Below are 26874 nucleotides of genomic sequence, written 5' to 3' on the forward strand. Positions count from 1 at the left end.
CGTTATTAGTCATAATCTTACGCGATATCGTGTTCGGTGGTGCGGTAGTTCAGTCGGTTAGAATACCGGCCTGTCACGCCGGGGGTCGCGGGTTCGAGTCCCGTCCGCACCGCCACCCTCCTTTATAGGGGCGTAGTTCAATTGGTCGAGCACCGGTCTCCAAAACCGGGTGTTGGGGGTTCAAGTCCCTCCGCCCCTGCCCCTATTAGAAAAACACCTTGATAAAACGACTGACAGAGTCAGTCGTTCCTCAAGTTTTTTAACACAGCCGCTCTAGAATAGGAAAATTAAGAATTTGCTGTATAGATGCTTGCTGATCGCTATTTTGTAACCATACTGCGTATAAAGGACGGACTACAATTGGTGTATTTGGGACAGTTATCAGGTCTTTGTATATATTTTTCCAAAAATCAGGTAGGAAAGCGCATGCACTAGTCGTATAAATAAGCTCCCGTGTTACATGAGCTGAAGTTGTTGTTAGCAATGGTACATCACCATTGCCAAAAAGATAGCTTTCATGTTGTTGAAAGTCAGCACCCCATTCTAACTTAATATAATCATATTTTTCTCGGTTGTCTATTTTACTTGCTCGAAAAAGAGCAAGAGAGATATGACCAACCTGTTGGCTAATTAATTCATCCATTTTAGAGGGTTCCGTCGTGAGTAACAGATCGAGCTGCCTCTCATGGAGCTGCTTAACAAGCAGATGGCGCTGGGATACGCGTGCTTCAAGATACAGATTTTTTTTGTTCCCATATAGAGTTTGTAACCACGGTGTCAGATAAGCTTCCCATAGTGAAGCACTGGCACCTATTGAGATTTCATGATGCTGCTGTGTATGCAAAACTTCTTTTTTTGCTATCATCCATGTGCTCATCAGACTTTCCGCATAGGGTAGCAGTCGTTCGCCTGCAGAAGTTAGTCTTATATTGTTACGATGACGAGTGAAAAGATTAACGCCTAACTGATTTTCTATCTGACGGATGCGAAAACTGACGGCAGACTGTGTGAGATAGAGTGATTCTGCAGCCCGACCAAAATGACGAGTTCTGCTTACTTCTAGAAAGGTTTTCAGTAATTCCGTATCCACAGCTTCCTCCTAAAAAATATTTCTCACACAGATTTAAATGTTTTGTTGTACACATTGTCAAGCCTATCTAATACTCCGCGCCACTAATAAGCCTGTCCTAAGAGAATTAGGAGTACCCTAAGATGGCAAAAAGCTTCTCAACTACAAATCGTTTTTTTGATAATAAACATTATCCCCGTGGGTTTTCACGGCATGGTGATTTCACAATTAAAGAGGCCCAACTTCTAGAACGTTATGGTTTTGCTTTTAATGAGCTGGACTCAGAGAAGAGAGAACCGGTAACTGATGAAGAATGCTTGTTTTTAGAAGTATGTCGTGGGCTTCGTGAGCCCCAAACTGAAGCTGAGCGAGTGTGGGCAAAATATACTGCTCGTATTAAGTGTCCTAAAAGGTTTCACACTCTTTCAGGTGGTAAACCTCAGATGGATAACTTTGAAGATTACAGCGAAACCGATGATTAAGTAGGATGTCGTAATACATTCTGGCTATATTTTAAAGGGCGATGATAAGCAAGTATCAGTTGATTACTAGTGTAATAATCTCACTACTTTCCGCGAATAAGGACACGAAGTACATAAAGTATTCTATTAGCTAGCTAGATTAGAAATCGTGTAAGCCGAACAACTAGGGTATGTTGACATTCTATATATAGTTAAAAACAGTACAATCAATAGAGTGAAACGATCAGGAAATTCGTTCAAGTGCAACTTCTATTGGGGTAACCAGAGATCATACTGGCATTGATAATGCTAAGGCAGGCTAGGGTTGTTACGGAAAAACAGTAGAAGCTTGCTAGATAAGTGATTTTCGTGCAGGTACAAGAAAATTACTACCTCGTCTCATTTGAGCAATACCTGGAATTAGCTTAGAACTTTAAAGTTACATTGTGGTAATCATCTAGAAAAAGAAAGTTTTAAACTGAATTGAAAGTAAATAGCGACGTGTGATTTTCTAATTGTGTCATCATGAGCAAGGTTCGGTAGTAGAATTAATTTTTCAGTTTTATAGGAAATACGGTTTATGGATTAAATACATAGGGTGATTGAAGGAATTGGAAGTTGTGCTCCTTTAGTTTTCACCAAACAGTAACTGACACACTGATACGGTAACGTATGAATACCGATCAGGTTAGACTAAATAAGTTAATTGCACTTAATTTCGCTACAGGAGGATCTAAAGCAGAATCCGCCTATATATGCTAAATATATCAATTTAAATTAGAGATAAAGTACGGAAGTAATCTCATAATCTCTTTATTATGAGAAATTTATACCATATATCTTAAAAGTTGCTATTAGCCAATTAGCAGCTTGGTATAGTTTCGTATCTCATAATTGGTATCATTGGTAGCTCTCTTTTGATGGTTACTACATCACGGATCATTATAATACATACCCCCCTAATTTCTGAAGCCACTTAACGTTTTTTATATTCTAAAACAGAGCATTATTCCATGGGATAAGGTTGAGGTGTAGTTTCTGTCCTATTGAATAGAGACGGTTCAGACTCCCTATATCTATAGGTTGTGTCCGATGAGCACGAGAACTTTTTCCCATTTGGTACCTATTATAATCATAGAGAAAATTTCATTAATGAGCATTTAGTATTTTTAGATATACACCATGCATATATATGTTTCTAATATGCAGAGTCACAAATTTGCGTTTAGTTGTAAAAATAAATAAATAAGTAAGAATGAAAACAAGAAAAGGTGAATATTATGTCTTACACACTGCATTATAATACTCCGTATTTAAGGTAATTCTTTATGATGATTATCACAAACGTCTAGTAGTGTGCTATCACTGGGAACACATGTAGCATCTCTACGACTTTGCTAAAATTTATTTTTCCCTGTGCACATATAGCTTCGACAAATTAATGCTCGCGACCCATGAGGTTCTGTGCGATAAGATAATGGTCTGCAAAGTCCCTACATCCGTTTGCTAGCGTTCGTAGAGAATGTTGGTCTGAGTGTAACTCCAGTAGATAGATGTCTACATCACATATGCGACTATTATCGCTTTTGCATAGGGCGCGTATTTAAGAGATGACACTCTAGAAAATAGAATTACTGAAATAGTCTTATTTTGGAATTGTGTAGTCCCAAACACTTTGTTCACCGCAGCTAAAGCAATAAGCCATCTTTATTAGTGGGCAGCTAAGCACAATACAACTGCTATCAGGAAGATATTACCTTGGAAACTAACAGTTACATCTCTGAAGATGTTGGCGAAAATTTGTTTAAAGTAAAAGACGGTATTTTGTTTACTCTGCCTTTTACTTTTATTGTAGTGCTGGTCATTTCACTTGAGACGGCATTATTAAACTGGCAAATGATTTGGGCTGAGGTGCACAAGCAAGTATTATTGCGCAATTTGCTCTATCTGCGCGCTAGTATTCAGTGTTGGTGAACTTTGTAAAACTGAAGACAAATGCAGCTAGTTAGATCAAATAAATACATAATAAAAAATTAATTCAAACGTAACGGTCCCGTGTTATTTTTCAGATTGGAGCAAAAAGAGCATGCCTAAGTACCGTTCTACTACTACCACCCATGGCCGTAATATGGCGGGTGCTCGTGCCTTGTGGCGCGCGACAGGAATGACTAATGATGATTTTGGAAAACCAATTATCGCCGTAGTCAATTCATTCACTCAATTCGTTCCAGGGCATGTCCATTTGCGCGACATTGGAAAACTTATTGCCCAGCAAATCGAAGCAGAAGGTGGTGTGGCTAAAGAGTTCAATACCATTGCAGTAGATGATGGTATCGCTATGGGCCATAGTGGCATGCTCTATTCACTGCCGTCTCGCGAGTTGATTGCCGACTCAGTAGAATACATGATTAACGCGCACTGTGCTGACGCCATGGTTTGTATCTCTAATTGCGATAAAATTACTCCAGGCATGTTAATGGCTTCGCTACGCCTCAATATTCCAGTAATTTTTGTTTCCGGTGGTCCAATGGAAGCAGGAAAAACTAAACTCTCTGACCAGATTATCAAACTTGATCTGGTAGATGCGATGATGCAAGGCGTTAACCCTAATGTCAGTGATTCCGATAGTATGCAAATTGAACGTTCTGCGTGTCCAACTTGTGGTTCTTGTTCTGGCATGTTTACTGCTAACTCAATGAACTGCCTGATTGAAGCACTAGGATTGTCACCTCCCGGTAACGGCTCTTTACTAGCAACACACGCCGATCGCAAAGCGCTTTTTATCAAAGCAGGTAAATGCGTTGTTAATCTAACAAAACGATACTACGATCAAGATGATGAGAGCGTTCTACCACGTAATATTGTTAATAAAGCTGCATTTGAAAACGCTATGATGTTAGATATTGCCATGGGAGGTTCTACTAATACCGTTTTGCACTTACTCGCTGCTGCACAGGAAGGAGAAGTCGACTTCAGCATCTCTGATATCGACCGCCTATCACGAAAAGTGCCACATTTGTGTAAAGTTGCTCCTAGTACAGAAAAATATCATATGGAAGACGTACATCGTGCAGGTGGCGTTATCGGTATTCTTGGTGAGTTGGACCGTGCCGGTCTGTTGCATACTGAGGTACGCAACGTGTTTTGTATGAGTCTGCGCGAAATGCTAGATCGCTACGATATTATGCTCACTCAAAACGAAAAGGTAAAAATTATGTTCCGCGCCGGACCAGCAGGTATCCGTACTACTCAGGCTTTTTCTCAAAATTGTCGCTGGGATACGTTGGATGAGGATCGTCAGGAGGGATGTATTCGCACATGCGAGCATGCCTTCTCGCAGGATGGTGGCTTGGCAGTGCTCTACGGCAACTTGGCTGAATATGGCTGCATTGTAAAAACTGCTGGCGTGGATAAAAATATCCTAGTTTTTCAAGGCACAGCTAAAGTCTACGAAAGCCAGGAAGATGCAGTTAAAGCAATTCTCGACGGTAAAGTGGTCGCGGGTGATGTGGTAGTAATCCGTTATGAAGGGCCGAAAGGTGGACCAGGTATGCAAGAAATGCTCTACCCTACCACCTATTTAAAATCTATGGGCCTCGGTAAAAGTTGTGCGTTGATTACAGATGGTCGTTTCTCTGGGGGTACCTCAGGTCTGTCAATTGGTCATGCCTCACCGGAAGCAGCTAGCAAAGGCACGATCGCGCTGGTAAAAGATGGCGATATCATAGATATCAATATTCCGAACCGTAGTATTAGTGTGGCGTTGCTGGACAGCGAACTACATGCACGTCGTACAGAAGAAGAAGCGCGTGGCGATGAAGCTTATACGCCGCACAGCCGTGTGCGTCAAGTTTCATTTGCGTTGCGTGCCTACGCATACTTTGCCACCAGTGCTGATAAAGGTGCTGTGCGAGATAAGAGTAAGTTGGGAGGCTAACTAATGTTAGAGTATCAACAATTTCTACCCTCATCGCTTGATGGTGCGGAATATTTACGTGCAGTGCTGCGTGCACCGGTATATGAAATTGCACAGGTGACACCATTGCAAAAAATGGAAAAAATTTCCACGCGTTTTGACAATATAATTTTAGTAAAACGTGAAGATCAACAGCCAGTACATAGTTTTAAGCTACGTGGTGCTTATACAATGATTTTTGGATTGAACGAAAAGCAGAAAATGCAAGGTGTAATAACGGCATCAGCCGGAAATCACGCACAAGGAGTTGCTCTTTCTGCTAGTCGGCTCAACATCAAATCTTTGATTGTAATGCCGTTGCCTACGTCAGAAATCAAGGTTGATGCAGTACGCTCATTTGGCGGTAAGGTTTACATGTATGGAGCCAACTTTGACGAGGCGAAAGCTAAAGCAATTGAGCTAGCGGAGCAAAAAGGATATACCTTCATTCCGCCGTTTGACCATCCGGCTGTAATTGCAGGGCAGGGTACACTAGGGCTAGAATTGCTGCAGCAAGACGCGCATCTTGATCGTGTCTTTGTGCCAGTTGGCGGAGGTGGCCTCGTGGCCGGTATAGCAGTATTGATCAAACAGTTAATGCCACAGATTAAAATAATTGCAGTGGAATCGGAAGATTCTGCTTGCTTAAAGGCGGCACTAAATGCTGGAGAACCAGTAGATCTGCTACGTGTCGGGCTCTTTGCCGAAGGTGTCGCGGTAAAGCGCATTGGTAGCGAAACTTTTCGAATTTGTAAAGAATATCTTGATGATATTATCACTGTGGATAGCGACGCTATCTGTGCAGCGATGAAAGATCTTTTCGAGGATGTACGAGCGGTGGCAGAGCCATCAGGTGCGCTAGCATTGGCTGGTATGAAGAAATATATCCAGCAGGAAGATATTAAAGGTGAGCGTCTAGCTCACATTCTTTCGGGCGCGAATGTTAATTTTCATGCCTTACGCTATGTCTCCGAGCGCTGTGAACTAGGTGAGCAACGTGAGGCATTACTCGCTGTAACGATCCCCGAACAAAAGGGAAGTTTTCTAAAGTTTTGCCATACGCTGGGCGGACGTTCAGTTACTGAATTTAACTATCGTTATGCCGATGCCGATAACGCATGCATTTTTGTTGGAGTTTGTTTAACGCACGGGCTAGAGGAACGTATGGAGATCATTACCCAGCTTGTACAGGGTGGTTATCAGGTAGTGGATCTATCGGATGACGAAATGGCAAAACTGCACATACGCTATATGGTAGGAGGACGTCCCTTAAAACTGTTGTGTGAACGTTTATTTAGTTTTGAATTTCCAGAGGCGCCTGGCGCGCTGTTAAAATTTCTACAAACCCTCGGTCCATACTGGAATATCTCGCTTTTTCACTATCGTAGCCACGGTACCGATTATGGCCGTGTGCTAGCGGCTTTTGAGATAAACGATAATGAGCAGGGTTTTGAATCTCATTTAACCGCTCTAGGTTATGATTTTCATGATGAGGGAAATAATCCAGCGTTCCGTTTCTTTCTTGCAGGGCGGGTTAGTAGTCATAATAACAAATGCCAAAAGGCATGAATAAGCGGCTCAGAGAGCCGCTTTTTTTGTACACAAACTCCCAACTCTAGTGGGGTCGCCGACTCTACATTTTCTAGCTTCAGCACGCGATTACGCATTGACTCCGGGCTATTTTCTAACACTACGTCCGGCAACATTGCAATACCACAGCCAAGCGCTACCATGGATACAATTGCTTCATGCCCAGAAGAAACAGTAGAATAAATCAGCGGATTAGAGATGCGATAGCGCCTAAACCACAGATCGATGCTGCGGCGCGCGGGCCCCTGTTCTGGCATGATGAATGGGATCTGGTCCCAGTTAGGCGACTTTTGTATCGCTTGACTACGTACTGGACAGGGCAGTGCTGGAGCGATTAGCACTAGCGGTATTAGTCCTAGTGGAGTAAAAATAATGCTGGGACGTAGTAACTCGGGCCTGACGGTAATCGCTAGATCTGCTGCTCCATATTGTACTATCTTAATGGCGTCGGCGACGTTGCCGGTAGTGAGTTTGATCTCTACTTGTGGATAATCAGTGTAAAACCGATCTAGGAGCGGTGGTAAATTATTATAAGAAGCAGTTACTGAACAGAACAAACGTAGTTCGCCGTTTAGTGATGGGGTATTAAGATCCATTACATGGCGCAATTGCTGATACTGCAACAGCGTCTGCTGTGCAAACTGTCGCAGTTGCTCGCCTGCATCAGTGAGTCCAACAGTGCGGTTATCACGTAAGAAGAGGGTGTGTCCCAAATCTTCTTCAAGGCGTTGGATCTGACGAGAGAGCGTAGATGGACTGACATGCATGGTACGCGCGGTGCGTCCAAAGTGACAACTCTCTGCTAAATGAAGAAACAACTTTAGATCTCGTAAATTCATATATTTTACTTTTAAAGTAATCTTGCAAAATTTGCAAGTCAATATTGTTAATATATCAATTTAAGCAATATATTTCCTGGCATATGATGGTGTTATTCACGGCGCTGCTGACAGGGTTGTTACCTAACAACAGCAAATATAAAACATGATCGGAGTACCCATGACTAACTACTTTAACAAATTGAATCTGCGCAATCAGTTAGCGCAGTTAGGCAAATGTCGCTTCATGGCGCGTGATGAATTTGTCGACAGCATCAATTTTCTGAAAGGAAAAAAAGTGGTCATCGTGGGTTGTGGTGCTCAAGGTCTCAATCAGGGCCTGAACATGCGTGATTCTGGCTTAAACATCTCTTACGCACTTCGTGATGAAGCCATTGCTGAGAAACGGTCCTCTTGGTACAAAGCCACTGAAAAGGGTTTTAAAGTAGGTACCTACAAAGAGATAATTCCGCAAGCAGACTTAGTAGTTAATTTGACCCCGGATAAACAACACTCCGCTGTTGTGAAAGCCGTACAGCCGCTTATGAAAACCGGTGCTGCCCTAGGTTACTCACACGGCTTTAATATCGTTGAAGTGGGAGAAACAATTCGTAAAGACATCACCGTAGTAATGGTAGCACCAAAATGCCCAGGCACAGAAGTACGCGAAGAGTATAAACGTGGTTTTGGTGTACCCACCCTAATCGCTGTGCATCCAGAAAATGATCCGCAAGGTGAAGGCATGGCAATTGCTAAAGCCTGGGCTACAGCAATCGGTGGTAACCGCGCAGGTGTAATAGAATCCTCTTTTGTTGCAGAAGTAAAATCAGACCTTATGGGCGAGCAAACTGTTTTGTGCGGTATGTTACAAGCCGGTTCTCTTCTTTGCTTTAATAAGCTAGTTGAGGAAGGTCATGACGTGGGTTATATCGGAAAATTAATCCAATTTGGTTGGGAAACCATTACTGAATCTCTAAAATTTGGTGGGATTACGTTAATGATGGATCGCCTCTCAAACCCTGCTAAACTACGCGCTTACGCCTTATCAGAGCAGTTAAAAGAAATTTTAACACCATTGTTCCAAAAACATATGGATGATATTATTTCTGGAGATTTTTCTTCAAGAATGATGGCTGATTGGGCTAATAACGATAAAAAATTGCTTACTTGGCGTGAATATAGTGGTAAAACCGCTTTTGAAACCGCCCCGCAATATGAAGGCAAAATTAAAGAGCATGAGTACTATAATAAAGGCGTTCTGTTGGTCGCGATGGTGAAAGCAGGAGTTGAGTTAGCTTTTGAAACTATGGTTGCCGTAGGCATTATTGAAGAATCAGCTTATTATGAATCTTTACATGAGCTACCGTTGATCGCCAACACCATTGCCCGTAAACGTTTATATGAAATGAATTTAGTTATTTCTGATACTGCTGAATATGGCAACTATCTTTTTTCATTTACTGCAGTACCTTTGCTTAAAGAGTTTATGGCCATGCTGCAGCCGGGTGATTTAGGAAATGCGATTGTTGAGAGCACACAGATTGATAACGCACAGCTGCGCGACATTAACGAAGCAATTTATAAGCATCCAATCGAGATTGTCGGCCGCAAGCTACGTGGCTACATGAGCGATATGAAGTGTATCGCACGGCTGCAGGGCTGAAAACATGTAACACAGTATTCAATATAAAAATAAAAAACCCCCGGATTGCCGGGGTTTTTTATAAAAAATTACCATCTTTATTAATTCTTATTCAGGATAGAATTATCCTGATCATTAACGCCTATTGTAGGGTTAAGAGATAAAATGAGCATCTTTCCTTAGTAAGTTATCTTGACTATCTATGCAGGTACACAGTAGTCACAAGATACAAGATCTTAGTGCGGTGCTTTGCAATACAATTAGCATTATTCTATAATGTATGACTAAGCAGATATTTCACCAAGTAAGAAACATTCAGATTAATGTTCATTAACTTTTGACATTCATAGAACCAACATATCTAATCTAGTATATTAATCTTTTTTAAGAATTGATTTTGTGAGAAAAGTAACAAACAGCATAAACAGATGCTACTGCTTATCTTCTGATAAGCGATTACTAATGTGATTTTTTATAAACTCTAAGTAGAAGGACAGTTTTTTTAATTCTTTAATATTATTAACATTTAATAAACGGGTTAATTAGATACTTTTTTAAAAATTCTGAGGTGAGATCATGGCGTTATTTAGAACTCTAACTAAATAGTTTTCCGGGCGCTTTCACGAATTGCTAATATCGAAGCTCCGGTAAAAAAACCACTATAATGATCTCTAAAAAACAGCACTCATTAGATAATTTGCATTCCGATTATAAATCTAACTTAACGTAAATTGATAATCATACTTCCATCCTTGCGGGTGCCCAGCTATACAAAGTATAGTCTGTAACTTGAAATACACATGCATAGGTCTAGCGCGATTATCTTTCTTTCGTTAAATAATTAAATTTAAATTTTAAGATATAAAGTGGGGTTACCTTGTTTTTTGCAGTATTATGGACTCTATTTAAAATGAGGGCTCGTTGATTTTATCTATGAATATAGGTATCACTATTAAAGTAGTGATAATGTTCAGAAGAAAAATGTAAAAAAATTACGAAATCTTTTAGTTATTTCTGTTAAACGCGGCCAGTGATAAATATCGTTAAAGACAAGAAGATCTTTGATCTGTACTCTAAGTTGTCAGATTTCTTAATTTTAAATTGTTTCTTCATTGGTCAATATTCATATATCCACAAAACTTATTGACAAAAGAAAAAGGGAGATGGATATGAGAAGTTTGCTTCAATGCTGATTTTAGGCTCTGTTAATACCCTCTAAACGGAGAGGCAAGGGATGTGACAAATTTTAGCCTCAATGTTTTTTATGCTTAACCATTTGAATATGTTGTATATGTAGCAAAGGTAGTAATAGTAAATTAAATAAGACAGTCTTGCATTCGTGGTGATGACACCCCTGTGGTTTAGTTGTACGAATCGGTCTAGATATTGTGTTGCTCGTCATGAATTTGGTCTATCGATGATGAATGCTGCTTGAAGCATTCGCTCGTGTTGAATTTGATCAACAACCTTAATTTGATGATTGAGGTTCCGGTTATCTAGTGGGTATTGTGACGGTGGCAATTAGTCTCTTACCCTTTAGCTTACAGCCTTCCCATTTCTAAGGGAACTTAAAAGCTTTAAAGTGCCGCTAGTCAAGTGACACAATTTAATCTACAAAGATGACTATATTAACAATAACCGCTTGGGTCCAGTAGAATAAAGCACGTGATGCCAGCGAGACTAGGTGGTAGTATTTGTCTGTTCGACTCGTTACTTAAATAGTATGTTGCAGGTGTTACCAAATCAGATCATGGATACATCGTGTTTCGTAGTGATGTAGGTTGATAAACGGGGCAGTCAGTATGAGTTGGAAATGATTTCTGGGTTGCCGAATCGTCAGGTTGATTTCCTATTTCATAACGACATCAACTTTCCATCCCTTTTTGGACGATTTTCTGAATAGCACAGACAGGATATATTTATGCTTAACTGGACTCCGACCCAAAAGAATGTAGCATTTGGCAGCTTTGCCAGCTGGACTTTAGACGCATTTGATTTCTTTATTTTGGTGTTTGTTTTAAGTGATCTCGCGCAATACTTTCATAACGCTGTTTATGATATGTCAATCGCCATTATGTTGACACTAGTAGTACGCCCAATCGGAGCGCTTCTATTTGGTAGACTAGCAGAAAAATATGGCCGTAGACCCATTCTGATGCTCAACATAGTAATATTTTCACTATTTGAATTGCTCTCCGCCTGGTCGCCAAACTTCGTTACATTTCTCGCTTTTCGCATGTTTTATGGCATTGCGATGGGGGGTATTTGGGGTGTTGCGTCGTTGCTAGTAATGGAGACTATTCCTGACCGGTCGCGTGGGATAATGTCCGGGATCTTTCAGGGAGGCTATCCCTGTGGCTATTTGCTGGCGTCGATCACTTTTGGGCTATTTTTTGACATGGTGGGATGGCGCGGCATGTTTATGATTGGTGCACTGCCAATTTTGCTACTGCCGTTTATATACTTTAAGGTACCGGAATCGCCAGTCTGGCTGGCTGCGCGGAAGCATCAGAAGAGCAAGGGACTGTTGTTGATAATTCGTCAGTATTGGAAGCTGAGTATTTATATGGTGCTGCTCATGGCCTGCTTTAATTTCTTTAGTCATGGAACCCAAGATCTTTATCCTACTTTCTTAAAGCTGCAGCACCAGTTTGATTCGCACACCGTTAGCCTTATCGCAATTAGCTATAATATTGCTGCGATATTAGGTGGGATTTTCTTTGGTGCATTGTCCGAGCATATAGGGCGGAGGAAAGCGATTATACTGGCTTCACTTCTTTCATTGTTAGTTTTACCTCTCTGGGCTTTTTCTAGCAGTTTCTGGGTGATCGGATTAAGTGCTTTTCTGATGCAATTTATGGTACAGGGCGCGTGGGGAGTGGTGCCTACTTATCTCACTGAACTGGTTCCCGCTAACGCGCGGGCAGTACTTCCAGGCTTTGTCTACCAGTTAGGTAACGTAATCGCTTCGGTAAATACTATGTTGCAATCACGCATTGCTGAGGCTTATAACGGCAATTATGGCCTTGGAATGGCTATTGTTGCTGGAACGGTGGCGGTGCTTATCTGTTTGTTTGTTGCTTTTGGGCGCGAAACTCGCGGCATTGAAATTTCAGGCTCTGTATCGAAGCCGCCGTATTAAAAAAATGGGCTTGCGTCTCTAGTTCGCACATGTACTAATACTAAGGATTAATACACATGGCACTATGGATGATACTCCCTACGATTTTTAGTGGAAATAATCATATAAAATATGGTGCCTAAAATTTAGTATGTTCATTATCCTGCATGGAGACACATCGCTGATCATATGCCCCATCTCATGGGATTGATCTTAATACCAACGTATGCACGTCTTTTAGTATGTGTATCTTGTCCCTTTTCACACATATATATGTCACATAATATACTACGTATGAATTTAGTGATCTACATAAATATTTACTAGATAGAATTGAAAAGATTTGGAACCCTAGATTGACTACATGCATTAGTCAGTGCTTGCTGTATGGGTAAGGTTTTTCTGGTATTTCTTCAAGTAGAGAAGATATCCAACAAGTTACTTGGCAGATTCAGTATTATGAATTCGCTGAGGGTCTTGTCTTTTAATAAGAGAAACCAAATTATGTAGCATCTGAAACAATGATTAGACAGAGTAATTATTGCACAGTCTATGTTACTAGTGTGAATACTGGATTCATCGAAAGGGGTTCAGATGATTAACAACTCAAAATATATAGCCAACGATAATTACAAAAACTATACTTTACTTTTAGTCAACATTACATCCTTCCTTGCAGGTTTCGCTAATGCCAAAAAGAATACCTCTGGTTGGTATGCGCGGACAATTAGACGGTCTCCATCCGCACTGAACTGTAGTTTTTGTATTGTCTATCAATAGAAACACGGTAATGAATAATATACTATTATAGCTCATAGCATTGATAGTGCTGCGTAACGTACTATCAGACGTGATAAATTCCTATCAGATCGATATGTCTAGTGATTTTCTAGAATCACATTGTTTTTTAGTAGCAAATGAAGGATAGAGTATGACATCCAGTCGTGCCTGGCTCTTACAGCAGATGGGAATAACGCAGTATCACTTACGACGTCCGCACTTGCTACAAGGTGAAATCGCGACGAAGTTGATATTACCAGGTACAAAGCTGATTATTGTTTCTAACGTGTTCTTTGGGTTAAACGAACCGTTGGTAGGTGATGTACTGCGTGTCCTTAGTGTACAATTAGCGCAGGTGATAACATTGATGCCCGATCAGCTGCCAATGCTGCCCAAGTCTCTCAATTGCACCGGCTGGTTGATAGGTGTCAACGATCATCCGCATCCTTTCAAAGGAGTCATACTATACTCATCTTCTTTCGGTGAACTTCTTAGTAACGCTAGAGCTAAACGAATGCTCTGGCAACAGATGTGTAAATATGATAGCGATCTCTTTCCTCAAAGCTGAGGACTCTGCTCAGGCTTTTGCCATTGAGTGCCGCAGCCATGCTTTTCCTTGTTGGAACGAGCAGATGTTTGCTAGCAATCAGGGTAAGCGTTTTCTGAATTATCGTCTTGACGTTAACGGAGTAATGGCTGCATTAGCTATTACTCAGGTAGTGCTAGATGAGGCGACTCTGTTCAATATTGCCGTCGATCCCTCCTACCAGCGTTGTGGATATGGCCGTCAGCTATTGAATAACCTCATCAGGGAGCTAGAGAAGCGCGAGATAATAATACTCTGGCTGGAAGTACGTGCTTTAAATTATCCTGCTATCGCGTTGTACGAACAGCTTCATTTCCACCAGATCAGCCGTCGTCTTAACTACTATCCGACTGCTACCGGATATGAAGATGCCATTATCATGGCACTGACATTGTAGTTTTTTAAAAAAATTTTAATATTGAAGACTAGGATTACATAACTTTTTATTTTAACTTTTTCGTCGTTTTAGATGTTACGAGATATATCGAATGACTGATAGTGATGGCATTTATTGGGTAATAAATAATTCTTGTGAGTTAAGAGCAGAATAGCCCATTCTGTATTACGGTTAACCTTTAAGATTAACACCACAATAGTTTTAATATTCTGCAGTAGCCGTGTATTTAAAGAGCAAGGGAGGGATTCCTTCACTACTTTTCTATTCTAATGGTCATCTCTAAGTATATTATCGTACTGGTGTTGAAGGTCACCATTCTTCAATGGGATGATTAATAAAATTGCAGCAAGATAAGGACAGTCCTTGTTTTATATAAGTTACATCCCAGTATTCTTTAGATTTAGATATTAACAGCAATATACAATGATATTATTATAACAAATAAAAGCTTCAGTTAGCAGAAGTGCTATAGACAAATTAGCTTTTCAGATAATTTTTTGTTCCCCCTGTAGGAGTTCTAATGCTGAATATTCTTACTTGGTACGATTTGCGCGCTGGACTTTCTAGATGGCCGGGCCTATTTTTTCCCATGAGCTGCGAAAAAGTGATGCCGATGAATTATTGTGATGAACAGAAAGAATGGCTACTGTATGGGCGCGGGCTAAATAAACAGCAAATTAATGATTACCAGAATCAGCTAGGCACTACTATGGTAATCATCAGTGCTTGGCATATCGATGAGTATCAAATGGTGCGTTTAACAGGTTCACTTCCGCTGCATGCTACGAAATTGGCGCATGAAAACGGCTTTGATGTCGCACCATTGTGCAATATTCCTAATTTAAATACACCAGGACTACTAGTGATGGACATGGATTCTACTGCAATTCAGGTGGAGTGCATAGATGAGATCGCCAAACTAGCAGGTAAAGAAAAGTTGATAGTAAAAGTCACTGAGCGGGCAATGCGAGGCGAATTGGACTTCACCACCAGCCTACGTCAGCGCGTGGCAATACTGAAAGGCACAGGCATCAATATTCTAAAACAGGTGCGTGAGGAACTGCAGTTGATGCCGGGGCTAACCAAACTAGTACACAAGATGCAGGCTTTAAACTGGAAAATAGCAATAGTTTCCGGCGGTTTTACTTATTTTACCGAATACTTACGTGACAAGTTACATCTAGACTATGTCATCGCTAATGAACTTGAGATACACGATGGTAAGATGACCGGTGAAGTCCTGGGTCGGATTGTCGACGCGCAATGTAAAGCTGATACTTTGAAGGAATTGGTACATTATTTTGATATATTGCCGGGACAAACCGTCGCTATCGGCGACGGTGCTAATGATCTACCAATGATAAAGGCCTCAATGCTGGGTATAGCATATCATGGTACACCCATAGTAAACAAGAAGACAGCAGTGACTATTCAGCATGCCGATCTGATGGGGGTTTTTTGTATCCTCAGTAGTAGCCTGATTCACTAAAAGCGTACTAAGTAAGGGGACTAATTGGTCAAATCGGCAAAACGCGCCTTCGTTTGTAACGAATGCGGGTTAGACTATCCACGCTGGCAAGGGAGATGTAGCGCCTGCCACTCTTGGAATGTCATCACTGAAATACGTGTTACATCATCACCTCTGACTGCGGTTCAAAATGAGCGCATGCGTGGTGGATATGCTGGTAGTGCCAGAGGTACTAGTCCAGTACAGAAACTTTCAGAAATTAGCATAGAAATGATGCCACGTTTTTCTAGTGGATTTCAAGAGTTTGATCGAGTATTAGGAGGAGGTGTAGTGCCGGGTAGCGCCATACTGATAGGCGGTAACCCTGGTGCAGGTAAATCAACGCTGCTGCTGCAGGTGATATGCCGACTAGCTCAGGAGATGAACACTCTCTACGTTACCGGCGAAGAGTCACTGCAACAGGTGGCAATGCGCGCACACCGTATCGGTCTGCTGAGTGAAGACCTCAATATGTTATCCGAAACCAGTATTGAGCAGATCTGCTTTCTCGCAGAACACTATCAGCCAAAGCTGATAGTGATCGATTCTATCCAGGTTATGTATATGGCGGATATCCAGTCTTCGCCTGGTAGCGTAGCACAGGTTCGTGAAACTGCCTCTTATCTGACACGCTTCGCAAAAAAATATGGTGTGGTGATTGTTATGGTGGGTCATGTCACTAAAGATGGCTTATTGGCAGGTCCCAAAGTGCTGGAGCACTGTATTGATTGTTCACTATTACTGGAAGGTGACGCTGATTCACGCTTCCGTACATTGCGTAGCCATAAAAATCGTTTCGGGACGGTGAACGAGATTGGTATATTTGCCATGACTGCACAGGGTATGCGTGAAGTCAATAATCCATCGGCGATCTTTCTATCGCGTGGCGACGAGCTTACTGCCGGCAGTTCTGTGATGGTTTTGTGGGAAGGTACGCGTCCGTTACTGGTAGAAATTCAGGCTCTAGTGGATCACTCGATAACAGGTAACCCACGTCGTGTTGCGGTGGGGCTAGAGCAGAATCGATTAGCAATTCTGCTAGCAGTGTTGCACCGTCACGGTGGTCTTCAGATGTCTGAGCAAGATGTTTTCGTCAATGTGGTCGGTGGTGTGAAGGTCACTGAGACTAGCGCCGATCTTGCGCTATTACTGGCGATGGTGTCAAGCCTACGTGCCTATCCTTTGCCGCATGATTTAGTAATATTTGGCGAAGTGGGGCTAGCAGGCGAGATCCGACCAGTACCGAGCGGTCAAGAGCGTATTGTCGAAGCAGCCAAGCACGGCTTCAAACGTGCCATCGTCCCAGTAGGGAATACACCGAAGAAAACTATAGATGGTATGAAAATTTATGGTGTAAAAAGACTAGTCGACGCGCTGGCGACATTGGATGAATTTTAAGGGTTTAGTATAGATGAAATTGCCACTACTTTAATACACGCGGAGACACCATGAGGTCGTTCGATTATCTGAAAACAGCAATTCGCCAGCAGGGGCATACATTGCAACAGGTAGCGGATGCCAGTTGCATGACCAAGGGATATTTAAGCAAGTTGCTTGACGCTAAAATTAAAAGTCCCAGTGTGCAAAAATTAGAAGCGTTGCATCGTTTTTTAGGTCTTGAGTTTTTACGCGGTGATAAAACCGTTGGAGTAGTTTTCGGTAAATTTTATCCACTGCATACTGGTCATATTTATCTAATCCAGCGCGCCTGTAGCCAGATGGATGAGCTGCACATCATCATGGGACACGACGAGTTGCGTGACCGTGAGTTGTTTGAGAACAGTGCCATGTCACAGCAGCCGACTGTCGGTGATCGGTTGCGCTGGTTATTACAAACTTTTAAGTATCAGAAAAATATTATTATTTATTCATTTAATGAAGAGGGAATTGAGCCATATCCGTATGGCTGGCATATCTGGAGTAAAGGAGTAAAAACCTTTCTCAGAGAGAAAGGTATAACTCCTAACTACGTCTATACTAGTGAAATTGCGGACGCCGAGATGTACCAACAGCATCTAGGAATTAATACTATGCTGGTAGATCCAGTACGTTCTTTTATGAATATTAGCGGTACTCTGATTCGTCAAGATCCGTTCCGTTACTGGGAATTTATTCCCACCGAAGTAAAGCCCTTTTTCGTACGTACTGTTGCCATTCTCGGTGGAGAATCTAGCGGTAAATCAACATTAGTCAATAAGCTAGCTAACATTTTTAATACTACTAGTGCCTGGGAGTATAGATGTGACTACGTTTTTTCTCATCTTGGAGGCGATGAAATCGCGTTGCAATATTCAGATTATGATAAGATCGCTCTTGGTCAGGCGCAGTATATTGACTTTGCCGTAAAATATGCCAATAAAGTCACTTTTATCGACACGGACTTTATTACCATTCAGGCGTTTTGCCTAAAGCATGAAACCTGCGAACATCCTTTTTTACAAGCCTTGATCGACGAATATCATTTTGATTTAGTGATTTTGCTTGAGAATAACGTACCTTGGGCGGGAGATGGCTTGTACAACCCAGGTGGTAGCTCAGTAGATTGTTGCCAGTTTCAGTCGATACTTATAACAATGCTGCAAAAGAATAATGTTAATTTCGTCCATATGCGAGAGGATAATTATGACATACTGTTTTTACGTTGCGTTGAGTTGGTTAAGGAACTTCTGAACGGAAAGATTGAACATAAAGATTAAGAATCTTATCTAATCGGTATATGTATGACAACTTTCTTTCTAGCAGATGTATAGATGTATAAATGTATTGGGGGAGGATGTATATGAGAATGTGCTAGCCTAAGGTCAGGTAAGTGCTTTTTTTACATAGAGCATATTAATTCATGACGAGTTCTCTATTATTGGAATACTTATTGATATATTTAAAATGTTTGGATGTCGGAAGATAACGTGTTAGCATTTTTTCATAAATGTACTTGGTTTAGTTCCTCATCTTTGATAAGTTATATAAAATAACGTCATCGGTTAAGTTTAGAATTATGCACACAAATTTTGTTGTGCATTATTGATACAATTAACGTCTTTTATGTACAAAGCAGTTGTCGTAAAACACAATTTATGACAGTGTCATATGTTTTAAAAACCATTCAACAATGAATTTATTTAAAACAATACTTAGATATAAGTATTTTCAATAGATTATATTTTGTGGAATAGTGTATTAGAATCAATAAAATTTTTTAAAAAATACTCACCGTACTTAAGTCGACAAATTTTTCAACGTATTGGTGTACGGACTTATTACAGATAGGGTTATCATGGAAGTTGTGGCTGAATTAGGTTTTTTTAGAACCCTCACTGATTAGGATTAATTAATAATATTAGTATATCTATTATAAATGAAATATTCAGCACTGATTGATGGAAGCAAGCTGGCATACATAGTAGTTCTAACTCAGAAATAAAGTACTTATGGGAACCGATATTTTGGGGAATTTTGTAATTAATTAAAATGGGATCATGAAATTAACCTAATCTACAGAAAAAGTCTTACCTCAGAGGTGAGACAGGCGTTTTTATTATTTTAATGCTATGGGGAAAATATATTTCAGAGCAATTTGCACGGAAATACATTACTCTGTAAACCATTTTGGCTAGGGAGTGAAATCCCGGGATTCATAATCTTATTTGCTGGCCTAAATTAATGTCTTAATTATAAAGTGATCGGTTATAATATACACGCATATATATAAAATATAATAAGTTTATAAACTTGACATGCGTATCTTGATTAAGATTCTTTTTCTAAAACTCACAGCTAACTGGTGCAGAACATGTTCCCCCTACGACGTACTGCTTTCTCAGCACACTGTAAAGATTCTTATCGAATAGCAAGTAGAATTGTGGTTACTGGTTGTGGTATGCTTCCGTACTCGTTAGTGAGTACGGAAGCATAATGATGAATCAATTTCCTATTAAATTGTTGCAACACTCTTTTTCTGAAGAAAATTGGCAACGTTTTATTGCCCTAATGAAACAGGCCTATGCTGATAATTTAGCCCTACATCTATTACAGTTGATGCTAACGCCAGATGAGCGCGAAGCGATTGGTACGCGCTTGCGTATTGTAGAGGAATTAATGAGTGGTGTAATGAGCCAGCGCGAGCTTAAGAACGAACTAGGAGTAGGTATTGCGACTATTACACGGGGTTCAAACAGCTTGAAAGAAGCGCCTTATGAACTGCAATGCTGGTTAGAAGAACACTTGGGATGCGCTACAAGTAAAGTTAATCAAGTAGATAAGCAAAAGAGTAGTCCTTAAAAATAAGTATTTAAGGTAAATGTTGTAGCTCATCCAACTTTCCCCTGGGGAGGGACACATTGATAGCACTGCTTCATCTCATCTATCTTACTTAATTGAAAAGCATTCCTTTTAATAGACAAGACATTGAAATAAATAGAGTAACACGCCCATTAAATAAGTAAGTGAGCATGTGAAACATCTTGGTATCGCTTAGTTTATTGTTACAAGCCGAATCAGATTTGACTCCGCCTATTGAACGTCCCTAGTTTAAATAAACTCTACAGTACTGATTTAAAATACCGTTTAATAATAGTATGATTGTTTTTCCAGTAGTTATGGGCGTATCGGAATCAGATATTCTCAGTGAATTTCTTTTGGTAGCTCGCTGCCCTTATTACCTGTGTGCTTGTAAATAAAATTGCTCAATATTTTGGCCATAACGGCGTATAAGTCCTAGATTTGTCATAAATGTGCTATGGAGAAACAGGATAAATTCTTGACACTCATTGCTAACTCCATTGTAAATGAACTTTACATACCCTCCCGCTTCAAGGATCACAATTTATCCGGAGTACATGTTAACATCTTTATCGACGTCACGACGCAGGTGTAGCAAATCCTGCTCATCGTCCCTTTACTGACTATAACCTTAACCCTACCTGGTGCAGGCCATAGATTTTCTGGAGGAACAATGTCTATTTCTAGTAAAAATTGTTTGCAAAAATGTATAATCCTTCTATTACGGTGGCTGGAAATTTGCTCTAGACTAGAGTGATATATTTATGTTTGACTTACCAGCAATGTTTCCAGCAGCGTAACAAATGACAAGTGTTTCATATTATTGTTTTCAAAGATAATTTGGGGCCTAGTATCGAACGAGTTCCAGTCTGATGAGTGGTAATAATACTATGTAGCAGGAGATAGTCCTGTTAAACTGCTTTCTAAAGGCACCCATGAATTTAGATATACTGAGAATCAAATCAGTACTGCAAGGCATCTCCAGCTAGAATTGGACAACTAGTGAGGCGCAGCGCTATCTCCGCTTTTTATAGGCGACGAATACGAATATAGGTGCCTATCTTATGGCCCGTTACATTCTTAAATATATTTTTTAGATACCATTGAGAATAACCCACCTTTCTCGAAAAAACTGGATTGGTCCATAAAACATCCTTATACTCTCTGAGACACGGCTAATACGGTATCCGAATAAGAATAGCACTGACTGCACCGTAAGGGGGCGGGCAGTTTCTTTGGAAAATCATGCTATATTAACGCAAGGTTAGGAGGATTTGATTTAGTTAACGCGGACGATTACCATTATGTTATATGCTGCTCTTTTATTACCTTTGCAATGGTAACACTATGACAATATATCGCTTTTTTTCAGTTTCACTCTTTATGCTACTATTAGTAGCTCCGGCAATATCTGAGGAAATTGGCTCAGTAGATACGGTATTTAAGTTATTTGGACCCGATCATAAAATCGTGGTCGAAGCATTCGATGACCCAGATGTAAAAAATGTAACTTGCTATATTAGTCGTGCAAAAACCGGTGGAATTAAGGGTGGCTTGGGGCTAGCGGAAGATACTTCTGATATGGCGCTTTCATGCCAACAGATTGGCCCCGTCGAACTCAGCAACACCATTTCTAAAGGTAAAGCGCAGGGTGAGGTAGTATTCAAGAAACGCACCTCATTAGTATTTAAAAAACTGCAAGTTGTACGCTTTTTCGATCAGAAGCGTAATGCACTAATCTATTTGAGTTACTCTGATAGAGTCATCGAAGGCTCGCCGAAAAATGCGTTGAGTGCGGTCCCAATCATGCCTTGGCGAGAATAAAAAAGCTCATAAGTCTTTATATTTTTTAATTATTTCCTAGATTGCCGAGGAAGCGGTAATTTTCTTTGCGGAGTACTACTACTTTCGAAGGTGTGATTATATGGCTTTAGTCGTATCCATTCATCTTCTAAAACAGAAAGGAGTGACACAGAATTCGCTGCACGACAGTTTTTTATATGTCTGCTAAAAATGCACAGTATACGGTTGTTGATATTCATTCCCTAGAATGTGAATGAGGATTATCATTATATTCTCGGTGCTGAACAAAAAGTTCAACACCGGTGTTCAACTTATATATGATAAATAGATTAGTGATACTATCAATTCTCCGATTCAATCTGTAGACCAATAATTTCATCCACTTTATCTTCATCGCGATCTGTGCAAAATATCAGCATCTCAAGTGCTTATTTCTAGATTAAACGTAAGCAACGGGCAGTTGAACGATAGATTCATATATATTGATATCCAATCAAACATCATTCTTGGAATAAAAATGAATTCATTTGAACACTATGGGCAATTTTATGTTTTTTACCTAAAATTTTCTAATAAATCTAAAACATAATAAATGAAAGAAAAGTAAGTCATGAGAATGACCTTTTCCAGAAGAGAATCTCCTGGTAAATATTTTATATAGTATTAAGGTATATAATCCTATTTAAATAAAGTTAAATTAATATTTATTAATTTTTATTGAAAAATAAGTAGGTTTTATTTTCTATTTTATTTCTGTTTTAGCTTTCATCCCAACATGTGTTATTAGATTACGTATGATATTATTTTTAATCTTGAGAACAGTAGGCTCTCTTAATGATGTAATAGGTCGACATCTAACTAACATTTTCATAGTGATATACCTATGACTCAAATTTTTCAGGTAATTCATACGCTTTCTACACTGACTTGAATATATCAGACCTTTGAATAGCTATTTGAAGCAACTAAAAGTAGGCATCATTTCAATGATAATTGATAAACCGATTGACCAGCATATCAGTTAACACGGTACAGCATAATAGCACTATGCTATGCTGTACCAGATTCTTCAAGGGCAAAAGGATATAAAAAAACTCATAGATAAATTTTCCTGAAAAATTTATTTTTTGCAGAAAATCTAGATATAAAGAAAGTATATAGTTATCAACTAACTGTATACTATTTTTTGATATTAACTGCATAAATGAGCAGTGGTAAAAAATGTAGGTTAGATAAGTGTGTTGACTTAAGTTGCACTTTGCTTTATGTCTAGAAAATAGATATTTCTATAGGATAGATAGAAAAAATTTTAATGTATAACTTAACCAGCCTAAGAATTGCCGTTGTTACCGCCACGATTAAAACAAGGTAGGGACACGGGCTGGTACGTACAGTAAAAATAGGGAAAAGCCCGCAATGTTAGAAATGCGGGCTTTTTTTCGGCATAAATTTCAGGAGAAGCTTTAACATGCGAGTGCTGAAATTCGGCGGGACATCAGTAGAAAATGCGGAATGCTTTCTTCGTGTTGCTGATATTATGGAAAGCAATGTACAGCAGGGACAGGTTGCCACTGTGCTCTCTGCACCCGCGAAAATTACTAACCATCTTGTAGAGATGATTGAAAAGACTATCAGAGGACAGAATGCTTTTCCAAATATTAAAAATGCTGAGTACATATTTAACGAGTTGTTAAAGGGGCTTGCAAAAATACAGCCAGGATTTGATTATGAAGAGCAAAAGCTGCGAGTCGATTTAGAGTTCTCACACTTAAAAAAGGTGATGCACGGTATTAAACTGCTAGGGCAGTGTCCTGATAGCATTAATGCCGCTATCATCTGTTGCGGCGAAAAGCTCTCTGTTACTATCATGAAAGCGCTACTGTTGGTGCGTGGTCATGAGGTAACGGTTATCGATCCTGTAAAGAAGTTGCTAGCTGTAGGCCACTATCTTGAATCTAGCGTTGATATTGCTGAATCAAAACGACGTATCTTTGATATTCAGATCCCGCCACAAAATATGATCCTTATGGCAGGTTTGATCGCCGGAAATAAGCACGGTGAACTTGTAGTATTGGGCCGCAATGGTTCTGACTACTCTGCCGCGGTGTTGGCTGCCTGCCTAAATGCCGATTGTTGTGAGATCTGGACCGACGTAGATGGTATATATACCTGCGATCCGTGTCAAGTTCCTGACGCACGGTTGTTAAAGTCTATGTCTTATCAGGAAGCGATGGAACTCTCCTACTTCGGTGCTAAGGTACTACACCCACGCACCATCGCGCCTATTGCACAATTCCAGATCCCGTGCTTGATCAAAAATACAGCTAATCCCCAGGCGCCCGGGACACTGATATGCGGCGAAGGAGAGAATAATGAGAATCCAGTTAAAGGTATCACCAATTTAAATAACATGGTGATGTTCAACATTTCTGGTCCTGGTATGAAGGGAATGGTTGGGATGGCTGCGCGCGTCTTTTCTGCCATGTCTCGTACCGGTATTTCGGTCGTATTGATTACGCAGTCTTCTTCCGAATATAGCATCAGCTTTTGTGTACCACAGAGTGAACAGGAGAGAGTACGTCTCGTTCTGGAAGAGGAGTTCTATATGGAAATAAAGGATAACTTGCTCGATGTATTAGAGGTAACAGAGCAGCTAGCAGTGATCTCTGTGGTTGGTGATGGCATGCGTACTCAGTATGGCATTTCTTCTAAATTATTCTCGGCGCTGGCACGCGCTCATATCAATATCATAGCCATCGCACAGTGTTCGTCAGAGCGTTCTATCTCCGTAGTAGTTAGCAATACTGATGTTATAACTGGAGTACGTGTAGTACACCAGATGCTTTTTGATACAGATCAGGTGATTGAAGTTTTTGTGGTCGGGGTCGGTGGTGTTGGTAGTGCTTTGTTAAGTCAGCTGCAACGCCAGCAGCGATGGTTAAAGCGCAAGCATATTGATTTACGTGTATGCGGTATCGCGAATTCGCGCGCAATATTGACTAACGTGCACGGTATTGACTTAAGTAACTGGAAGGGAGCACTGGCAGATGCCAAAGATAAATTTAATCTTGGTTACCTGAGCCGTTTAGTGAAAGATTACCATCTACTTAATCCAGTAATTGTTGACTGTACTTCCAGTCAAACGGTAGCTGATCAGTACGCCGATTTCCTTTCTGACGGGTTCCATGTAGTGACACCGAATAAAAAGGCGAATACCTCATCTTGGGACTACTATCAACAGATACGTACAGCTGCGGCAAAAGCACGTCGAAAATTTCTTTACGACACTAATGTGGGTGCAGGCCTACCTGTAATTGAAAATCTACAAAACCTATTACACGCTGGTGACGAGCTGATTAAATTCTCAGGCATCCTTTCAGGATCGCTCTCTTTTATCTTTGGCAAGCTAGATGAAGGGATTTTGCTGTCTGAAGCAACGAAAATGGCATGCGAGATGGGTTTTACCGAACCTGATCCACGTGAAGATCTATCTGGAATAGATGTTGCTCGTAAAATTTTGATTTTAGCACGTGAAGCAGGGTACAAACTAGAGCTGAATGACATTGATATTGAACCACTGCTACCGGCTAGTTTTAATGCTATTACTAATGTTGATGAGTTTATGAAGTGTCTGCCAGATCTAGATAAGTTGTTTACCACGCGAGTTGCCAAAGCACGCAATGAAGGTAAAGTATTACGCTTCGTCGGAATTATCGAAGAGGGTGGTATTTGCAAAGTGAAGATCGAAGCAGTAGATAGCAATGATCCACTCTATAAAGTAAAGAATGGCGAAAATGCTTTAGCGTTTTACAGCCGCTATTATCAGCCAATTCCTCTAGTGCTGCGCGGATATGGCGCGGGAAATGATGTGACGGCAGCAGGTGTTTTTGCTGATCTGCTGCGTACCCTGTCGTGGAAGTTGGGAGTTTGATGATGGTGAAAATTTATGCACCTGCCTCAATTGGCAACGTTAGCGTCGGCTTTGACGTACTGGGTGCGGCAGTGTTGCCGGTAGATGGCACGCTACTGGGTGACTGCGTGACGGTAGAAGCGGCACAACACTTTTCATTATATAATAGCGGACGCTTTGTCAGTAAGTTACCCGATGATCCTAAGGAAAATATCGTCTATCAATGTTGGCAGCGCTTCTGCGAAGCAAGCGGTAAAAAAGTGCAGGTGGCAATGACACTGGAAAAGAATATGCCCATTGGTTCCGGACTCGGATCCAGTGCATGTTCGGTAGTTGGGGGCTTGATGGCAATGAATGAATTTTGCAACAGACCACTCAATGACATCCAACTGCTGACGCTAATGGGTGAGCTGGAAGGCCGTATTTCTGGCAGTGTACATTATGACAATGTTGCCCCGTGTTTCTTCGGTGGAATCCAGATAATTTTGGAGGAGGATGGTATAATTAGTCAGTCAGTGCCGGGATTTGACGACTGGCTGTGGGTTATAGCTTATCCCGGCATCAAAGTCTCTACCGCCGAAGCGCGCGCTATTTTGCCCTCGCAATATAGCAGGGAAGATGCGATTAAACATGGGCGTCTGATGGCAGGTTTTATTCACGCCTGCCATACTTGCCAGCCTTTGCTTGCCGCTACACTGATGCAGGATGTAATTGCCGAACCTTATCGTACAAAATTGCTGCCGGGCTTTGCAGAGGCACGCAATGCTACTGCCGATATTGGTGCATTGGCCTGTGGAATTTCCGGATCCGGCCCCACACTTTTTGCTGTTTGCAATCAAATGGAAACTGCTCAGCGAATGGCTAGCTGGCTCAGCCAGCACTATCTGCAAAATGATGAAGGCTTCGTCCATATTTGCCGTCTTGATACGGCTGGTGCATGTAAAATGGGATAAGGAA

General features: G+C 40.7%; 17 protein-coding genes and 2 tRNA genes. 17 read left to right on the forward strand and 2 right to left on the reverse strand.

What is annotated here, in order from left to right:
* Positions 1-38 precede the first annotated feature (38 nt).
* Both FD729_RS03435 and FD729_RS03440 read left to right on the forward strand, forming a co-directional pair.
* Positions 39-115 (forward strand) — tRNA-Asp (locus FD729_RS03435).
* A gap of 11 nt (positions 116-126) precedes the next feature.
* A tRNA-Trp gene (locus FD729_RS03440) sits at positions 127-199 on the forward strand.
* A gap of 60 nt (positions 200-259) precedes the next feature.
* Here FD729_RS03440 and hdfR read toward each other — a convergent pair.
* Positions 260-1090, reverse strand: coding sequence for an HTH-type transcriptional regulator HdfR (gene hdfR, locus FD729_RS03445; protein WP_159931892.1), 831 nt, complete (start codon positions 1088-1090; stop codon positions 260-262).
* A gap of 122 nt (positions 1091-1212) precedes the next feature.
* Here hdfR and FD729_RS03450 point away from each other — a divergent pair, with 122 nt between their 5' ends.
* The 4 genes from FD729_RS03450 (at position 1213) to ilvA (ending at position 7054) form a co-directional block, all read left to right on the forward strand.
* Positions 1213-1551, forward strand: a complete 339-nt coding sequence (locus tag FD729_RS03450) for a DUF413 domain-containing protein (protein ID WP_159931893.1) — start codon at positions 1213-1215, stop codon at positions 1549-1551.
* Positions 1552-3288: 1737 nt separating this feature from the next.
* Entirely contained in the window at positions 3289-3504 is a 216-nt protein-coding gene (locus FD729_RS03455; protein ID WP_159931894.1) for a hypothetical protein, read from the forward strand.
* Between the two features lie 112 nt (positions 3505-3616).
* A complete protein-coding gene (gene ilvD, locus FD729_RS03460; RefSeq protein ID WP_159931895.1) occupies positions 3617-5467 on the forward strand; it encodes a dihydroxy-acid dehydratase in 1851 nt (616 codons plus the stop codon).
* A 3-nt stretch (positions 5468-5470) separates the two neighbouring features.
* Positions 5471-7054 carry a threonine ammonia-lyase, biosynthetic gene (gene ilvA / locus FD729_RS03465; protein ID WP_159931896.1) on the forward strand — a complete coding sequence of 528 codons (1584 nt, stop codon included), beginning with the start codon at positions 5471-5473 and terminating at the stop codon, positions 7052-7054.
* Here the strand turns inward: ilvA and ilvY are convergent.
* On the reverse strand, positions 7027-7914 hold the full coding sequence (ilvY, locus tag FD729_RS03470) for an HTH-type transcriptional activator IlvY (protein ID WP_159931897.1): 888 nt from the start codon (positions 7912-7914) through the stop codon (positions 7027-7029). The genes ilvA and ilvY overlap by 28 nt on opposite strands.
* A 160-nt stretch (positions 7915-8074) precedes the next feature.
* On the opposite strand from ilvY, the gene ilvC reads away from it, so the two are divergent.
* The 11 genes from ilvC to thrB all read left to right on the forward strand — a co-directional run bounded on the left by ilvC (position 8075) and on the right by thrB (position 26870).
* Positions 8075-9556: a ketol-acid reductoisomerase gene (ilvC, locus tag FD729_RS03475; protein ID WP_159931898.1), complete on the forward strand. Its 1482-nt coding sequence runs from the start codon at positions 8075-8077 to the stop codon at positions 9554-9556.
* Between the two features lie 1900 nt (positions 9557-11456).
* Positions 11457-12677: an MFS transporter gene (locus FD729_RS03480; protein ID WP_159931899.1), complete on the forward strand. Its 1221-nt coding sequence runs from the start codon at positions 11457-11459 to the stop codon at positions 12675-12677.
* 910 nt (positions 12678-13587) lie between these two features.
* Positions 13588-14004, forward strand: coding sequence for a DNA polymerase III subunit psi (locus FD729_RS03485; protein WP_159931900.1), 417 nt, complete (start codon positions 13588-13590; stop codon positions 14002-14004).
* Positions 13976-14419, forward strand: coding sequence for a ribosomal protein S18-alanine N-acetyltransferase (rimI, locus tag FD729_RS03490; protein WP_159931901.1), 444 nt, complete (start codon positions 13976-13978; stop codon positions 14417-14419). Before FD729_RS03485 ends, rimI begins: the two co-directional genes overlap by 29 nt.
* A gap of 520 nt (positions 14420-14939) precedes the next feature.
* Entirely contained in the window at positions 14940-15908 is a 969-nt protein-coding gene (serB, locus tag FD729_RS03495; RefSeq protein WP_159931902.1) for a phosphoserine phosphatase, read from the forward strand.
* Positions 15909-15932: 24 nt separating this feature from the next.
* A complete protein-coding gene (gene radA / locus FD729_RS03500; RefSeq protein WP_159931903.1) occupies positions 15933-17324 on the forward strand; it encodes a DNA repair protein RadA in 1392 nt (463 codons plus the stop codon).
* A gap of 50 nt (positions 17325-17374) precedes the next feature.
* Complete coding sequence (nadR, locus tag FD729_RS03505; protein ID WP_159931904.1) at positions 17375-18622, forward strand: multifunctional transcriptional regulator/nicotinamide-nucleotide adenylyltransferase/ribosylnicotinamide kinase NadR; 1248 nt, start codon at positions 17375-17377, stop codon at positions 18620-18622.
* 1216 nt (positions 18623-19838) lie between these two features.
* Positions 19839-20204: a trp operon repressor gene (trpR, locus tag FD729_RS03510; protein WP_370461867.1), complete on the forward strand. Its 366-nt coding sequence runs from the start codon at positions 19839-19841 to the stop codon at positions 20202-20204.
* A 1383-nt stretch (positions 20205-21587) separates the two neighbouring features.
* Complete coding sequence (gene creA, locus FD729_RS03515) at positions 21588-22028, forward strand: protein CreA (RefSeq protein WP_370461870.1); 441 nt, start codon at positions 21588-21590, stop codon at positions 22026-22028.
* A gap of 1447 nt (positions 22029-23475) precedes the next feature.
* Entirely contained in the window at positions 23476-25938 is a 2463-nt protein-coding gene (gene thrA / locus FD729_RS03520) for a bifunctional aspartate kinase/homoserine dehydrogenase I (protein ID WP_159931906.1), read from the forward strand.
* A 2-nt stretch (positions 25939-25940) separates the two neighbouring features.
* The gene (gene thrB, locus FD729_RS03525) at positions 25941-26870 is read left to right on the forward strand and encodes a homoserine kinase (RefSeq protein ID WP_159931985.1); all 930 of its coding nucleotides are present in this window, start codon (positions 25941-25943) and stop codon (positions 26868-26870) included.
* The last annotated feature ends 4 nt before the right edge of the window (positions 26871-26874 follow it).

This window comes from Pantoea sp. Nvir (assembly GCF_009829915.1).
Classification (GTDB): domain Bacteria; phylum Pseudomonadota; class Gammaproteobacteria; order Enterobacterales; family Enterobacteriaceae; genus Pantoea.

Bases quoted from the DNA above. Each gene is read 5' to 3' on its own strand.
- FD729_RS03450 (WP_159931893.1), top strand. From the start codon at position 1,213: ATGGCAAAAAGCTTCTCAACTACAAATCGTTTTTTTGATAATAAACAT.
- ilvD (WP_159931895.1), top strand. From the start codon at position 3,617: ATGCCTAAGTACCGTTCTACTACTACCACCCATGGCCGTAATATGGCG.
- ilvA (WP_159931896.1), top strand. From the start codon at position 5,471: ATGTTAGAGTATCAACAATTTCTACCCTCATCGCTTGATGGTGCGGAA.
- ilvY (WP_159931897.1), bottom strand. From the start codon at position 7,914: ATGAATTTACGAGATCTAAAGTTGTTTCTTCATTTAGCAGAGAGTTGT.
- ilvC (WP_159931898.1), top strand. From the start codon at position 8,075: ATGACTAACTACTTTAACAAATTGAATCTGCGCAATCAGTTAGCGCAG.
- FD729_RS03480 (WP_159931899.1), top strand. From the start codon at position 11,457: ATGCTTAACTGGACTCCGACCCAAAAGAATGTAGCATTTGGCAGCTTT.
- FD729_RS03485 (WP_159931900.1), top strand. From the start codon at position 13,588: ATGACATCCAGTCGTGCCTGGCTCTTACAGCAGATGGGAATAACGCAG.
- rimI (WP_159931901.1), top strand. From the start codon at position 13,976: ATGATAGCGATCTCTTTCCTCAAAGCTGAGGACTCTGCTCAGGCTTTT.
- serB (WP_159931902.1), top strand. From the start codon at position 14,940: ATGCTGAATATTCTTACTTGGTACGATTTGCGCGCTGGACTTTCTAGA.
- nadR (WP_159931904.1), top strand. From the start codon at position 17,375: ATGAGGTCGTTCGATTATCTGAAAACAGCAATTCGCCAGCAGGGGCAT.
- trpR (WP_370461867.1), top strand. From the start codon at position 19,839: ATGATGAATCAATTTCCTATTAAATTGTTGCAACACTCTTTTTCTGAA.
- creA (WP_370461870.1), top strand. From the start codon at position 21,588: ATGCTACTATTAGTAGCTCCGGCAATATCTGAGGAAATTGGCTCAGTA.
- thrA (WP_159931906.1), top strand. From the start codon at position 23,476: ATGCGAGTGCTGAAATTCGGCGGGACATCAGTAGAAAATGCGGAATGC.
- thrB (WP_159931985.1), top strand. From the start codon at position 25,941: ATGGTGAAAATTTATGCACCTGCCTCAATTGGCAACGTTAGCGTCGGC.